Raw genomic sequence first — 12,935 nt, 5'->3', positions numbered from 1 at the left:
GCGTGACTACTGCTCGATCGCCGGCAGCAGCCCCGTGACCGGTGCGGCCAGGTCGGTCAGCTGGTGCAGCTCGTTCAGCTGGTAGAGATCGTTCAGCCCGTTGAGCTGGCTGGTCACCGTCGGGAGCTCTTCCTGCTGCTCCGCCGGGATACCGGACATGGCGATCGAGTCGATCATGCCGGTGGGGGAGATGGGCGCGGCGCTCGCGGCGGGGGCGGCCAGGGCGGTGGCACCGGCGGCGAGAGCGAAGGCGGCGGCGATGCGTCGTGTTGAGATCATGTGATGCGCAACGGCTCGGGGCAGCCCTGGACACGGGCGTCCAGGCGATTTCACCAATGATGTACCGATCAGTGCCGTTACCTGCTGCCGGTGGCGCCGTTGAAGGGACAGTACGGCCGCGTACATGCGGCGGTACTCGTCAATTCAAAGGAGAACGTGATGTCTCGCATCGCGAAGGCAGCCGCTGTTGCCCTCGGCACTGGCGCCGTGGTGCTCAGTGGCACCGGTATGGCCATGGCGGACGCGGGCGCCGAAGCTGCGGCCGTCGGCTCGCCCGGCGTCCTCTCGGGCAACCTCGTCGAGGTTCCGGTCCACGTCCCGGTCAACCTGTGCGGCAACACTGTGGACGTCATCGGTCTGCTGAACCCGGCGTTCGGCAACACGTGCGCCAACGTCGACGGCGGCCACCACAACCCCGGCCACCACGGTGGCTACGGCGGCTGATCCCCCCGATGACAAAGCCCCCGACGGTCATGGACCGTCGGGGGCTTTGTCATGCGTAACGGTAGATGCCGCGATGGCCGAGCAGCTCGTCCGGCGTCGCCTCCCACGGTGGCATCGGCTCGTGGCGGGCGGCGACGCGTCCGTGCAGCGGGCCGTTGTCCGCGTCCGGCGGCTCATCGGGCAGATAGGGCGCGGAGTGCGGGTGCCGCGCCTGCCAGCGGTCCCACAGCAGGTCGACGAAGGAGTGGTTCAGCCAGAAGACGGGGTCGTTGACCGACGCGCCGCCGAGCATGTGCCCGCCGACCCAGCGGTGGACGCGGTTGTGGTTGCGCCACTTGTCGTTGCCGGTGTTGGACGTCCACCCCTCCAGCTTGTTGCGGTAGCCCTGCGGCGAGGTGGAGTCCCAGGGCGGTGTGTCGTACACCGGGTCGCGCATGGCCCAGTCCAGTTGACCCGGGGTGGGCAGTTCGGTCGGGTTCTGCGGCCTGCCGAAGTCACGCATGAGGAAGTCGCCGCCCGTCTCCCCCTCCTTGACGACCCAGTGGCCGTTCGTGCGGGCGAACGGACCGGTCATGACCTGCCGGTCGGAGCGCCGCCCGTTGCCGCCCATGAGCCCGCTGCCCCAGAGCGAGGCGTCCGCTGTCCTGTCCACCGTCCAGTCCCAGTACGGCACGGACACCGCGGAATCCACCCGTTGCAGCGCGCGCTCGAACTCCAGGAGGAACCGGCGGTGCCAGGGCAGGAACGAGGGCGTCATATGGGCGACCCGCAGCCCGGGGTCCCCGTCGGAAACGTAGTACTCGACGTGCGTACGGACGAACTCGTCGTACTCGCCCGTGCGTTTGAGCTCAAGCACCGCGTTGACGAAGCGCCGCTTCTCGGCACTGGTGAGTCGGGCCTGGTTCTTGCGCGTGTAGACCACTTCGGTTCGCTTCCTCCGGTCCGGTGTGCGGGGCAGTGGTGATCAGGAGTGACCGCCGCGCAGCCGCTGGCCGCGGCCGAGTTCGTCCACCGCTCTGCGGGTGGCGATGAGGGGCGTCGGATACGACTCGTAGTGGTCGATCATGCTCAGATAGCCGCCGTCGGCGCGCCGCATGAGGTGGAGCGGGCGGCCGTCGACCGTGATGTCCCAGGAAGAGCCCGCGTGTTGACCGCCCGCGGTGGCTCTCGACCCGCGGATGTGCCGGCCCTCGTACATCTCGTCGAAATCGGACGCGCCTTCACCGAGGTCGTCGGACGGCAGGTCATGAGCCGTGTGCCGGGTCGACCAGAAGAGGGCGGCCGGCGCCGACACGGCGGCTACGGCGACAGTGATGAGGCCACGCGTCGTGGCCCGGCGCGTGAGCCGCTCCGTCCACGTACCGTCGCGCGCTGCTCCGTTGAGCACTGGTGGTGTCCCTCCCTTTCGGTTGGTCCAGAGGTTCAGCTGGTCCAGAAGTCCCACCAGCGCGTGAGGATCAGCATCCCGATGATGCCGACGTGCAGCACCGGAAGCACCCAGGTGAACTCGCTGAAGAAGGTGCGCAGCCAGGAGGGCGCGGGCAGCAGGCCGTTGCGGATGTTGAAGGAGGTCACGTACCAGAACATGGTGATCGTGGCGGCCCAGGCCAGGCAGCACCACAGGCACAGCGAGTTGATCTCGTACAGCGACTGGTACATCAGCCAGGTGCAGAACCCGACCCCGAAGAGCATGCCCGCGTTCAGCGTCAGCCAGTACCAGCGCGGGAAGCGCGCACGGCCCAGCAGGCTCATGCCGACACAGATCACGACCGCGTACGCCGCGATGCCCAGCATCGGGTTCGGGAACCCGAAGGCCGACGCCTGCTCGCTCTTCATGATGTTGCCGCAGGAGACCACCGGATTGAGGCTGCACCCCGGCGTGAAGTCCGGGTCCTCAAGGAGCTTGAACTTGTCCAGCGTGATCACCCACGCCGCGAGCAGCCCCGCCGCACCCGTGATCACCAGAAGCAGCGCGAACGCACGGCTCCCGCCCGTACCGCCGGACAGCGGGTCCACGCGCCCTAAGGGCGCTTCGGGCTTGCGGGCCTGGGGCAGGGGCGTGCTGGTGTCCATCGTTGCGGTCCTCACTCGGTTCACGGGCGGCGGGCTCGACACCCTTTTGCAGTAGTCGCGCATCTCTCGGCAGGACAGGGTCTGTGGGTCTGATTAGCGTCGATCGCGTCCCCAACGGATCGAGGAGATCCCCCATGAAGATCACGCTTCGTCGTGCCGCAGCGACGGCCATACTCACCCTGGTCGTGGCGGTTCCGTTCACAACGTCCGCTCAGGCGGCCGGAGTTCCGGCGCCGAAGGCCGCGGCCTCCCACCCGTGCGAGCACGGCGGTTGCTGGGACGACGACTGGCACCCCCACCACCACCACGACCACCACCTGCTGGACGCGGACCTGGGTCTGCTCTGAGGCGGTGCGCTGAAGCGTCACGCGCTGGGGTCCGCCGGGCTGTCCCGACCGGCGGACCCCAGTCGCGTGCGGGCCCCGTCGGCGGCTCCTAGCCGCGCAGGCTCTTCGCGGTGAGCAGGCAGTGCGCGGCGTTGGTCATGGTCTCCTCGGCTCCCGCGAACGCCGCGAGGGCGTCCTCGGCGAGCGGAACTCCGGGCTTGGCCTCGGGCCAGGGGCGCGTGGTGAACATGAAGTAGGCGTGTCCCCGCTCGCCCACCGCGACGAGCCACTCCGGCGGTACGACGCACTGGGCGCTGAGGTAGGGCATGTTCAGTGCCGCCTGGCCGGCCTCGACGAGGAGGGTGACGGGAAGGCTCGGGTTGCGGGAGCTCTCCACGACGGGGCCGCCGATGGGGAGCCCGTTGTTCCGCAACAGGGCCTCGATGGCCGCGGTCGCGCCCTCGGGTCCGCCTTCGCCGTCGCCCAGCGAGTAGGCGAGCAGGAAGGGCATGTCCTTCTCGTCCTCGGGGTGTTCACCACTCCAGGAGACCACGGTGAGGGTGCCCAGATCGGCGGCTCGGAAAGTGCGCGTTTCGCTCGATGTCGAGGTCATCCCGGAACCGTATCGATGCTTGTGGGTCTCTCGGGGCCGGTCGTCACTTGACTGGGTGAGTGCGGGCGAGCGATCACACGATCGGGGCACGCTCCGGTCGAACTCCGGGGCCCCGCAGTCGAACTGAGGCCCTGGCAGAGAGCGGAGAGAGCGGAGAGAGCGGAAAGGCCAAAGAGAGCCGATGTCCGAGGACACCTGAGGGCCGGTTCCGCGGTATGCGTCTGCGGGACCGGCCCTGCGGGTTCAAGGTGTCGCGTCCAGGCTGCCGGGGACGTCGGGCGAGCGGACAGCCGCGCCCTCGGCGGTGGCCGGGGAGGGCCCTACTTCGGGAGGGGAAGCCCGCCGAGCAGCTTGCCGGCGCCGCCACCCGCGTGCAGGTCCTTCGCGGCACCCGACACGGTGTTGATGACGGAGTCCTTGTTCTTGGTGTCGAGGGCGTTCGTGGCCAGCGGGGCCGCGTCCAGGTTCTGCGTCTGGCCGGCGATCGTGTCCACTGCACCGTTCAGGCTGGTGGGCGTGAGGTCGGCGGCGAAGGCGGGTGCGGCGACACCAGCGATGACCATGGATCCGGCAACGACGGCGGCAGCCTTCAGGGGCTTCATCGTGTTCCTTTCTTGGGCGACGGGCGGTCGCCAGAGGGGATTTTCACTTCTCCTTGGGTAACGAGAGCTGTGTACGCCGGAAACTCTGTGCGGCGGAAATTCCCGGAACCCACCCGAACGAAGGCGCTGTCTCATTCTCGTATGAGATGGGCGCGCCGGCGGTGCAAAGGGGGCGGCGCGGCTGATGGCGGCGCGGTCGGCAATGCGGACGTGAAATGCCCGTCGCATCGGCCAAGTAGGCCGACGCGACGGGCATTTGCCCGAAGGTCAGGAAAGCGCCGGTGCCTGCGGCAGTGCCGCCGAGCCGGTCGGCGACTTGGGCAGAGCGGGCAGCCCCGCCAGGTCGGGTTTGGGAAGGCCGCCGCCGACCAGTGTGGCGGCGACGAGGTTGACGAGGCCGGTGAGCACGGGCGGAACCGCGCTCGCCACCTTGGCGACGTCGCCGCCGGTGGCCGCCTTGACCAGGGCGTCGACCGAGGCCTGCAGTGCCTTCAAGGCGTCGGCCTTCGGGTCGGCCGCCACCCTGGTGCCGTCCGGCAGTGCCTTGGGGAGCGCCGGGGCTTGCGGGAGCGCCGGGGTCTGGGGGAGCGCGGCGGTGTCCGGGAGCCCGGGAGCCGCCGGGGTCTGGGGGAGAGCGGGCGCCTTGGGGGCCACGGCCGCGGCCTTCGTGATGGCGTTCTTCACCGGAGCGGCGAGCTTCGTGGCGTCAGCGGCGGGCAGTTGGCCCTTGTCGGCCTTCAGCACGGTGGTGAGCAGGTCGGTGACGGGGGTGAGCACACCACCGGCGTCGCCCAGGGTCTTGACCTGGGCGAGCAGCGCGTCCGCGTTGGGGACCGGCGCGCGGGCGGCCTCCTGGGAGCTGCCGTGGGGGGAGTCGCTCCCGGCCGCCATGACGGGGCCGGCCGTCCCGAGGAGGAGCGAGGTGCAGAGGACGGTTGTCGCGATACGCCGTACGGGCAGAGCGCGCATGGGTGTTCCCTTCGGTGATGCGTCGGATCTTGTGTTCACCGTGAAAGCGGTGGACACCGGCCGCAACCGAGCGACTGCCATTTGGGGCATGGCGGCCGTTCGGGGACGCTCGGGAACGCACGAAGGCCGTCCTCCTCGGGGGAGAACGGCCGTCGCTCAGTGCGTGCTGCCGAGGTGTCAGCTGTTGACGCAGGTGTTGCCGAACGCCGGGTTCAGCAGACCGATGACGTCGACGGTGTTGCCGCAGGCGTTGACCGGGATGTGGATCGGGACCTGGACGGCGTTGCCCGAGATGACACCGGGGGAGTTGGTGGCGGCCCCCTGGGCGCCGGCGTCGGCGGCGGCGATGCCGGCGCTGCCGGCCATGGCGGCCACGGCAACGGTGGAGAGGGCGAGGGCCTTCGCGGTACGCGACATGGAGAGTTGCTCCTTGGTCTGTTGATGCATCAGCAGGGCGGTGTGCCCGGCCCATGGATCAACGGACTTCGCCCGCCGGGGTTGTGGGCCCAAAAGGGTGATCTGCTGGCGCGGGGTTCACGCGGCGGCCCATCGGCCCGTACTCCTGGCGGCCCGGGAGCGTTACGCACTTCACGATTCCGACACACTTGTCAGCCTTCCTGGATTAATACAGAAAGCGGTTAGTGTTGCTCTCCTCCTGAAGTCATTTGAAAGAACAAGTGCGGGAAGTTACGGGTCGAGTGTGACTGTCGCATTTCAATTCCCTCTCCTGGTGCGGAACCTTTCGCGAAAGGGCAACGCCGGTCATGCGTAATTCCCTGCGCCCCCGTCTGCGTGGCTTGACGCTGTGCGCCTTTTCCCTGGCGGTCGTCGTCATGCCGGGCGGTCACTCAATTGCCGCGCCCGCGCCCCCCGCCGCCGAAGCGGGGAGCATCGAGTTCGCGCAGCGCTATTACGCCCTCCAGCACGGCGGAATCACCCGCGCGGCCAACACGGCCATCACGTGCCGGAAGCCGGTGGCCGCCCGCGCGGTGTCGTGCCCTTCCGCCCGCGGCGGCGAGGCGGCAGCCAACAACGACTTCGACATGGGCTACGTCGACGTCGACAAGGACCCGAACACCTACAACTCGAGTCGCGGAGAGGTCCGGCTCCCGCCGGGCTCCCGTGTGTCCTACGCGCGTCTGTACTGGGGCGGCAACCTCCGCGTCGGTGAGCAGAAGCCGCCGGGGGACAACGGCAAGGCCCTGATCGCCGAACCCGGCGGCAGCTACAAGCACGTGAAGGCCGACACCCTGATCGGGCACCGCACCGCCGACGGAGCGGACGCCTTCCAGGCATCGGCGGACGTCACCCCCCTCGTCGAGTCCGGTGGTGAGGGGCTCTACACCGTCGCGCAGGTCAATGTGGCGATGGGGCACTCCAAGGCCGGGGCATGGGGTGGCTGGACGCTGGTCGTCGCGTACGAGAACGAGGGCGCGCCGCTGCGGCACCTGACCGTGTGGGACGGCTTCGACTCCTTCGACGCGGACCGGCCCGGCCACGCGATCCGGCTCCGCGGCATGCCGGTCCCGGCCCGCGCGAAGGGCAGCGTCGGCATGGTCGCGTACAACGGCGACCGCGGAACGGCCGGTGACACGCTCACCGTGTCGACCGACCGGAGCAGGCCCGTGCGGCTCTCCGACCCGGCGAACCCCGCACGCGACGTCATGAACTCGACCATCAGCGAGCCGGGCAGGCGGATCGCGAGGACGCCCGCGTACGCCAACACGCTCGGCTACGACTCCGACATCTTCCGGCTCGACGGGGCCCTCAAGGCCGACCGAGAGGGCCTGCTCATCCGTCTTGCTTCGCAGCGAGAGTCCGCGTGGGCCGGGGTGCTCTTCGCCGCTGTGGACGCGAAGCGGTAGCGCATCACCTTCCCCCTGAGCAAGGCGCCGTGCATGCAACTGTCATCACCTGACCACCGGCTGAGCGTCCTTCATGTCGCGCAGCCCGTCGACGGCGGAGTGGCCCGCGTGGTCACCGACCTGGTGAGGTCGCAGCTGTCCGCCGGGATGCGGGTCGACGTGGCGTGTCCGGACGGCGGCTGTCTGCCGGATGCCGTACGGGGCCTGGGAAGCGGCATCCACAGGTGGGCGGCGACCCGCTCCCCGGGGCCGGGTCTTGTGGGCGAGGCGCGGCGCATCGCCCGTATCGTCGACGAGCTGCGGCCCGACATCGTGCACGCGCACAGCGCCAAGGCCGGGCTCGCCGCCCGGCTCGCCCTGCGCGGCAGGGTTCCCACGGTCTTCCAGCCGCACGCCTGGTCCTTCGAGGCGGTCGGCGGCGCGACCGCCAGCCTCGCCCTGCGCTGGGAGCGCTTCGGGGCCCGCTGGGCCACGCACGTGATCTGCGTCAGCGAGGCGGAGCGGCTCACCGGCCGGCGGTCCGGCATCGACGCGCGCTGGTCCGTCATCCCCAACGGGGTGGACGTCGAGCGCTTCCGCCCGGTGGCCGCGCGGGCGGCGCGGACCGCCCTGGGGGTCCCCGGACAGGCGCCCGTGGTGGTGTGCGTGGGGCGGCTGTGCAGGCAGAAGGGGCAGGACGTCCTGCTGCGGGCCTGGACCGCGGTCACCGAACGGATGCCGGACGCCAGGCTCGTCCTCGTCGGGGACGGACCCGACGGACCCGGCCTTCGCGAACAGGCACCCGCCTCCGTGCGGTTCGCCGGGGACGTCGAGGACGCCACCCCCTGGTACCGGGCGGCCGACCTCGTGGTCCTGCCGTCACGGTGGGAGGGCATGGCACTCGTACCCCTGGAGGCGATGGCCTGTGGCCGCCCCGTGGTGGTCACCGATGTGGACGGCGCGCGCGAGAGCCTGCCGCCCGAACTCGTGCCCCACGGCCTGGTTCCCGCGCAGGATCCGGAGGCGCTCGCGCGAGCCCTCATCGCTCTGCTCGGCGATCCGTCCCTTCGTGAATCCCTCGGCCGTGCGGCGCACCGCCACGTATCGAACACCCACGATGTGCGGCACACCGCGGACGCTGTCGCGGCCGTGTACCGCGAGCTACTGGGCGTGGGGCCCATCAAGTGCAGGGAGTCCATCAACCCGTGAGTGCGGAACGAACTGTCGCCACCCCTGCCGCGCAGCCACGGGCGGCCGACCATGCCATCGCCACCGCCTCGGTCATCCCTCCCCGCGGGGCCGGGAGCGGCCGCAGGACGAGCATCGCCTGGGGAGCATCGGCACGCCGCTCATCGGCGGCCTTCCCCCTGGTCGCCGTGGACTGCACCGCCGCCCTGCTCGGCACCGTGCTGCTCACCGGGCCGCAGCGCCACCCCCTCCTCGTGGCCCTGCTCCTGGCCGCCGTGACCGGCCTGAACGCGCGCGCCGCCCTGTACCGTCCGCTCGCCGCGCCCCGCGCGCTCGACGAACTCCCCTCCCTGGCCTGGCAGGCCATGCTGAGCTGGTGCGCCGTGGGGCTCGTGGCCGCGAGCTCCTCCGCCCTGAGTCCGCTCTCCCTCACCACCACGTGCACGGCGGCGGCACTCCAGAGCGTGCTCTGCTGCGCGGGCCGCGCCGCCCTGTACTGGTGGGCGCGAAGATCGACGCTCCGGCAGCCGCGCCCCGCCCTGGTGGTCGGCCCCGGCGCCGTCGCCCGGCGCGTGGCGGAGGCGGTCCTGCGCCATCCGCAGGCCGGGGTGCGGCCCGTGGGCATCGTCGGCGACGCGCCCGCCGGGCGCCCGGAGACGGAGGGCGCCGAACTCCCGGTGCTCTCCACCATCGAGGAGCTGCGCCGCGCGGTCATCCAGAACGCCGTACGCACCGTCCTGGTCGTCGGGCCGACGCCGGGCCCCGAGCAGATCGGCTGGCTGCGGGGGCTGAGCGGCTCGGGCTGTGACGTATGGGCGATCGACGCGACGCAGCCGCCGGGGTACGACGCGCCGGGGCGCCAGAGCAGGTCGGGGCAGCTCGCCGGGTTCCCCTGCCGTCCGCTCGTGCCCGCGCGGCGCAGGCACTTCAGCGTCAGCAAGCGCGCCCTCGACCTCGTGACCTCGGGGCTCCTGCTGCTGCTCATCAGCCCCGTGCTCCTCGCGTGCGCCGCCGTCCTGCGGGCCACCGAAGGACCCGGGGTGATCTTCCGTCAGGAGCGCATCGGCAGGGACGGGCGGCTGTTCACGCTCCTGAAGTTCCGCACGCACCGCCCCGCCGACCCGCACGAGGCGGCCACCCGGTGGACGGTCGCGGGCGAGCAGCGGATGAGCCGGTTCTGCCAGTTCCTGCGCCGGACGTCGCTCGACGAGCTGCCCCAGCTGTGGAACGTCTTCCTCGGCGACATGAGCCTGGTCGGCCCGCGCCCCGAACGCCCCTATTTCGTCGGCCAGTTCAGCCAGAAGTACCCGGGTTACGCGGAGCGCCACCGCATGCCGACCGGCATCACCGGGCTCGCGCAGATCCAGGGCCTTCGCGGCGACACCTCGATCGAGGACCGGTGCCGGTTCGACAACGCCTACATCGACAGCTGGTCGTTCTGGCAGGACCTCTGCATCCTGCTGCGCACCGCCGCCTCTCTCGTACGTCCGACGGGGAGCTGACGCGGGTGAACGGTGCCTCGATCACGCTCTTCCCGGCGGGCTCACCGGCCGCCGCCCTTTCGTCGGCCCTCCGGAGCGCCGGGCCCGTCCTGCCGGTCATGGCCGTAATCGCCCTGCTCGCGCTGCCCGTGCCGCCGCACGACGGCGGCTCCGGCGGCGGCACGGCCGCCGACGCGGCCTCCGCCGTGGTGGTGCTCTGGTGCGTGGCCCGCACCGTGCGCGGGGCGCGCCGGCCGCTGACACGGACCGCCGCCGTCGTACTCGGTCTGCCGGTGATCGGCATCGCGGTCGCCGCGGTCGGCGCGAGCACCGTGTCCGCCGGGATGACCGGCCTGGCGCGCTACCTGCAGATCTTCGTCCTCGTACCGGCCGCGATCCTGGTGCTCGTCCGCGACCGCCGCGACTTCCGCCTGGTGGCCTGGTCACTCATCGGCCTCGCCCTCTTCCAGGGCTCGCTCGGCGTCTATCAGTACGTCACCGCGACGGGCGCGAGCTACATGGGCTCGGACGTCAGGGCCGTGGGCACCTTCGGCCCGACGGACGTCATGGGAATGGCGACCGTGGTGTCGTACGGAGTGGTGTGCGCCCTGGCTCTCGCGCTCGGCCCGGCTTCCCCGAAGCAGCGTCGGGCGGCCCTCGTGTGCGCGCTGCTCCTCGTCGTGCCGCTCGCGCTCTCCTTCAGCCGGGGCGCCTGGATCGCCACCGTCGTGGCGTGCGGCGCGCAGCTCGGACTCGCCGGGGTGCGCCGCGCGCTGCGGGCCCTCGCGGTCGCGGCCGCCGCCGCCGTCGTCCTCGTGGGCGGCTTCGGGATCGGTACGCAGCTGCTGCAGGAGCGGATCACCAGCATCACGCAGGTCACCGACGCCCCCGACCAGTCGGTCACCGACCGGTACACCATGTGGGCCGCGGCGGTGGACATGTGGCGGGACGAGCCGGTGTCGGGCGTCGGACTCAAGGCCTTCCCCGACCACCGCGACAGCCACGCGTCACTGGCCCTCTCGTCGGCGAGCGACACCGGGGGCGCGGGGGCGCAGTTCAGCCGCCAGCCGCTGCTCTCCCCGCACAACATGTATCTGCTCGTTCTCGGCGAGCAGGGGCTGCTCGGCCTGTGCACGCTGGTGGGCAGCTGGGCGGCCTGTCTGCTGCTCGGCCTGCGGCGCCTGGCCCGGGTGCGCGGGGGCGCGGGCGTGGACTGCGCGCTGGTCGCCTGCGGTCTTCTGGTGTGGCAGTTGGTGGACTTCTCGTACGCCGACATCGGTGGCCCTTCGACGGTGTTGATGGCCGTGGTGCTGGGGCTCGTGGCCTGGTGGGCGCTGTCGGGGCGTGCGCTGTCCGCGCCGGTGCCGGGGTCAGCGCCCAGGGAGGTGCCGCGATGACCTCCACGACCCGCACCGTGGACACCGAACCGGTCGGCGAAGTGCCCGCGCCCGCCGTCGGGGCGGGGCCCGTCCATGCCGGGCCCGTCAAGGGATCCGACCCCTCCAACGGCTTTCTCGCCAAGGCCGCTCTGATCACCGCGGTCCTCACGGTGGCCGGATCGGTGCTCGGGCTCGTGCGCGACCAGGCGCTCGCCCACTTCTTCGGTGCGGGCTCCGAGACCGACGCCTTCCTCGTCGCGTGGACCGTCCCCGAGCTGGCCACCACGCTGCTCATCGAGGACGGCCTCGCGTTCGCCCTCGTCCCCGCCTTCAGCATGGCGCTCGCCCGCCGGGGCCTCGGCGCGCGCCGCGACCCCGTCCGTGCCCTGGTGGCCGCGTCGCTGCCGCGCCTGATGCTGGCGTCCGGTGCCGTCGCGCTGCTCCTGATGGCAGGGGCGCCGGTCCTGGTGGAGGTCCTCGCGCCGGGTCTGCCCGACCCGCGTCTCGCCGTGGACTGCACCCTGCTCACCGCCACCTGCGTCTTCACGTTCGGCCTCGCCGGATACTGCAGCGCGGCGCTGCGAGCGCACCGCCGGTTCGTGGCGCCGGCCGCCATCTACGTCTTCTACAACATCGGCATCATCACGGCCGTGTCCGTCCTCGCCCCCCGCTACGGCGTCCGCGCCGCGGCCCTCGGCGTCGCGGTCGGCGGCGTACTCATGGTCCTCGTCCAGGCTCCCTCGCTCTGGCGCCAGCTCACCCGCGACACGGCCGACGTGCCGCACGACGGGACGGCGGGCGGCTCGGCCCCGGCGCTGATGAGCACCACCCTCATCGCCACCGTGCTCCTCTTCGCGCTGTGCAGGCAGTCGCAGGTGCTCATCGAGCGCTTCCTGGCGTCCTCGCTGCCCGCCGGAGCCATCTCGCACCTCAACTACGCCCAGAAAGTGGCGCAGGTGCCGATGGTCCTCTCCCTGATGCTGTGCACGGTCACGCTCCCCGTCGTCGCGCGCGCCCTGGCCGAAGGGGACATCGAGCGGGCCAGGTCGCGCGTCGAGCGGGACCTGGGCCTGGCAGGCTGCGTGGTCCTTCTCGGCACCGCCGTCGTCATCGCCTGCGCGCCCCAGTTCATCCAGATCCTCTTCCAGCGGGGCGCCTTCACCGCGCAGGACACCGTCGCCACGGCCGCCGTGATGCGCGTCTACGCCCTGGGGCTCCTGGGCCACACGCTGGTGGGGGCGCTCGTCCGCTCCTACTTCTCCGGCGGGCGCGCCACGTGGTTCCCGCTGGGCGCGATGGCGGTCGGGGTCGCGTCGACCGCCGGGATCGGCAGCTGGGCGGTCGACCTGTGGGGCGTACGCGGCATCGCGCTCGCCAACGCCGCGGGGATCAGCGTCACCGCCTTCGTGCTGCTGTGCGGGATGGGGCCGCGCAACGTGCCGATCCGGGTCCGCAAGGTGGTGGGCGAGCTGGCCAAGCCGGTGACCGCGACGGTGTGCGCCACCGCGGCCGGCTGGTTCCTCGCGAGCCTCGTCGGCTCGCCGTTCGTCTCCTTCGCCGTCGGTTGCTCGGCCGTCGTCGCCGTCTTCGTCCTGGGGCTCTGGGCGCTGAGGGCCCAGGCCTTCGACCCCATCGTCCGCGCCACCGGATCCATTGCCACATCCGCCATCGCATCCGCCATCACATCCGTCACACGAAAGCTCACGCATGTCCGTTGACACAGCACTTGGTGAGACC

The 12,935-nt window shown here is 71.3% G+C and carries 15 protein-coding genes; 7 read left to right on the top strand and 8 right to left on the bottom strand.

What is annotated here, in order from left to right:
• Positions 1-6 precede the first annotated feature (6 nt).
• The gene (locus ACFVXC_RS10625; protein ID WP_389903720.1) at positions 7-279 is read right to left on the bottom strand and encodes a hypothetical protein; all 273 of its coding nucleotides are present in this window, start codon (positions 277-279) and stop codon (positions 7-9) included.
• Between the two features lie 159 nt (positions 280-438).
• Between ACFVXC_RS10625 and ACFVXC_RS10620 the strand changes: the two genes are divergently transcribed.
• Positions 439-723: a chaplin gene (locus tag ACFVXC_RS10620; RefSeq protein ID WP_389903718.1), complete on the top strand. Its 285-nt coding sequence runs from the start codon at positions 439-441 to the stop codon at positions 721-723.
• A 49-nt stretch (positions 724-772) separates the two neighbouring features.
• On the opposite strand, the gene ACFVXC_RS10615 is transcribed toward ACFVXC_RS10620, so the two are convergent.
• The 3 genes from ACFVXC_RS10615 to ACFVXC_RS10605 are packed head-to-tail and all read right to left on the bottom strand — an operon-like array spanning position 773 to position 2,796.
• Positions 773-1,645 carry a tyrosinase family protein gene (locus ACFVXC_RS10615; RefSeq protein WP_389903716.1) on the bottom strand — a complete coding sequence of 291 codons (873 nt, stop codon included), beginning with the start codon at positions 1,643-1,645 and terminating at the stop codon, positions 773-775.
• 42 nt (positions 1,646-1,687) lie between these two features.
• On the bottom strand, positions 1,688-2,110 hold the full coding sequence (locus ACFVXC_RS10610) for a tyrosinase cofactor (RefSeq protein WP_389903715.1): 423 nt from the start codon (positions 2,108-2,110) through the stop codon (positions 1,688-1,690).
• A 35-nt stretch (positions 2,111-2,145) separates the two neighbouring features.
• Entirely contained in the window at positions 2,146-2,796 is a 651-nt protein-coding gene (locus tag ACFVXC_RS10605; RefSeq protein WP_389903713.1) for a vitamin K epoxide reductase family protein, read from the bottom strand.
• Between the two features lie 134 nt (positions 2,797-2,930).
• Between ACFVXC_RS10605 and ACFVXC_RS10600 the strand changes: the two genes are divergently transcribed.
• On the top strand, positions 2,931-3,143 hold the full coding sequence (locus ACFVXC_RS10600) for a hypothetical protein (protein ID WP_389903712.1): 213 nt from the start codon (positions 2,931-2,933) through the stop codon (positions 3,141-3,143).
• Between the two features lie 88 nt (positions 3,144-3,231).
• Here ACFVXC_RS10600 and ACFVXC_RS10595 read toward each other — a convergent pair whose 3' ends face one another.
• The 4 genes from ACFVXC_RS10595 to ACFVXC_RS10580 form a co-directional block, all read right to left on the bottom strand.
• Positions 3,232-3,735 carry a DUF5949 family protein gene (locus tag ACFVXC_RS10595; RefSeq protein WP_389903710.1) on the bottom strand — a complete coding sequence of 168 codons (504 nt, stop codon included), beginning with the start codon at positions 3,733-3,735 and terminating at the stop codon, positions 3,232-3,234.
• Positions 3,736-4,055: 320 nt separating this feature from the next.
• Positions 4,056-4,337 carry a hypothetical protein gene (locus ACFVXC_RS10590; RefSeq protein ID WP_389903708.1) on the bottom strand — a complete coding sequence of 94 codons (282 nt, stop codon included), beginning with the start codon at positions 4,335-4,337 and terminating at the stop codon, positions 4,056-4,058.
• A gap of 267 nt (positions 4,338-4,604) precedes the next feature.
• Entirely contained in the window at positions 4,605-5,306 is a 702-nt protein-coding gene (locus ACFVXC_RS10585) for a hypothetical protein (protein ID WP_389903706.1), read from the bottom strand.
• Between the two features lie 177 nt (positions 5,307-5,483).
• A complete protein-coding gene (locus ACFVXC_RS10580) occupies positions 5,484-5,723 on the bottom strand; it encodes a chaplin (protein WP_389903704.1) in 240 nt (79 codons plus the stop codon).
• 347 nt (positions 5,724-6,070) lie between these two features.
• Between ACFVXC_RS10580 and ACFVXC_RS10575 the strand changes: the two genes are divergently transcribed.
• The 5 genes from ACFVXC_RS10575 to murJ all read left to right on the top strand — a co-directional run bounded on the left by ACFVXC_RS10575 (position 6,071) and on the right by murJ (position 12,916).
• On the top strand, positions 6,071-7,171 hold the full coding sequence (locus tag ACFVXC_RS10575; protein ID WP_389903702.1) for a DUF3344 domain-containing protein: 1,101 nt from the start codon (positions 6,071-6,073) through the stop codon (positions 7,169-7,171).
• A 33-nt stretch (positions 7,172-7,204) separates the two neighbouring features.
• Positions 7,205-8,359 carry a glycosyltransferase gene (locus ACFVXC_RS10570; protein ID WP_389903700.1) on the top strand — a complete coding sequence of 385 codons (1,155 nt, stop codon included), beginning with the start codon at positions 7,205-7,207 and terminating at the stop codon, positions 8,357-8,359.
• Positions 8,356-9,840 carry a sugar transferase gene (locus ACFVXC_RS10565; RefSeq protein ID WP_389903698.1) on the top strand — a complete coding sequence of 495 codons (1,485 nt, stop codon included), beginning with the start codon at positions 8,356-8,358 and terminating at the stop codon, positions 9,838-9,840. Before ACFVXC_RS10570 ends, ACFVXC_RS10565 begins: the two co-directional genes overlap by 4 nt.
• Before the next feature lie 98 nt (positions 9,841-9,938).
• Positions 9,939-11,216 carry an O-antigen ligase family protein gene (locus tag ACFVXC_RS10560; RefSeq protein ID WP_389904422.1) on the top strand — a complete coding sequence of 426 codons (1,278 nt, stop codon included), beginning with the start codon at positions 9,939-9,941 and terminating at the stop codon, positions 11,214-11,216.
• Positions 11,213-12,916: a murein biosynthesis integral membrane protein MurJ gene (gene murJ / locus ACFVXC_RS10555; RefSeq protein WP_389903695.1), complete on the top strand. Its 1,704-nt coding sequence runs from the start codon at positions 11,213-11,215 to the stop codon at positions 12,914-12,916. The genes ACFVXC_RS10560 and murJ overlap by 4 nt, the downstream gene beginning before the upstream one ends.
• Positions 12,917-12,935 lie beyond the last annotated feature (19 nt).

The sequence above is a fragment of the Streptomyces sp. NPDC058257 genome (assembly GCF_042881845.1).
Classification (GTDB): domain Bacteria; phylum Actinomycetota; class Actinomycetes; order Streptomycetales; family Streptomycetaceae; genus Streptomyces.
The sequence above is the reverse complement of the archived record's forward strand: the minus strand, read 5'-3'. Positions and strand labels throughout refer to the sequence as shown.

What these genes read in the sequence shown, in the direction of transcription:
- murJ (WP_389903695.1), top strand. Translation starts at nt 11,213, where the DNA reads ATGACCTCCACGACCCGCACCGTGGACACCGAACCGGTCGGCGAAGTG.
- ACFVXC_RS10570 (WP_389903700.1), top strand. Translation starts at nt 7,205, where the DNA reads ATGCAACTGTCATCACCTGACCACCGGCTGAGCGTCCTTCATGTCGCG.
- ACFVXC_RS10560 (WP_389904422.1), top strand. Translation starts at nt 9,939, where the DNA reads ATGGCCGTAATCGCCCTGCTCGCGCTGCCCGTGCCGCCGCACGACGGC.
- ACFVXC_RS10590 (WP_389903708.1), bottom strand. Translation starts at nt 4,337, where the DNA reads ATGAAGCCCCTGAAGGCTGCCGCCGTCGTTGCCGGATCCATGGTCATC.
- ACFVXC_RS10585 (WP_389903706.1), bottom strand. Translation starts at nt 5,306, where the DNA reads ATGCGCGCTCTGCCCGTACGGCGTATCGCGACAACCGTCCTCTGCACC.
- ACFVXC_RS10625 (WP_389903720.1), bottom strand. Translation starts at nt 279, where the DNA reads ATGATCTCAACACGACGCATCGCCGCCGCCTTCGCTCTCGCCGCCGGT.
- ACFVXC_RS10575 (WP_389903702.1), top strand. Translation starts at nt 6,071, where the DNA reads ATGCGTAATTCCCTGCGCCCCCGTCTGCGTGGCTTGACGCTGTGCGCC.
- ACFVXC_RS10580 (WP_389903704.1), bottom strand. Translation starts at nt 5,723, where the DNA reads ATGTCGCGTACCGCGAAGGCCCTCGCCCTCTCCACCGTTGCCGTGGCC.
- ACFVXC_RS10595 (WP_389903710.1), bottom strand. Translation starts at nt 3,735, where the DNA reads ATGACCTCGACATCGAGCGAAACGCGCACTTTCCGAGCCGCCGATCTG.
- ACFVXC_RS10620 (WP_389903718.1), top strand. Translation starts at nt 439, where the DNA reads ATGTCTCGCATCGCGAAGGCAGCCGCTGTTGCCCTCGGCACTGGCGCC.
- ACFVXC_RS10600 (WP_389903712.1), top strand. Translation starts at nt 2,931, where the DNA reads ATGAAGATCACGCTTCGTCGTGCCGCAGCGACGGCCATACTCACCCTG.
- ACFVXC_RS10605 (WP_389903713.1), bottom strand. Translation starts at nt 2,796, where the DNA reads ATGGACACCAGCACGCCCCTGCCCCAGGCCCGCAAGCCCGAAGCGCCC.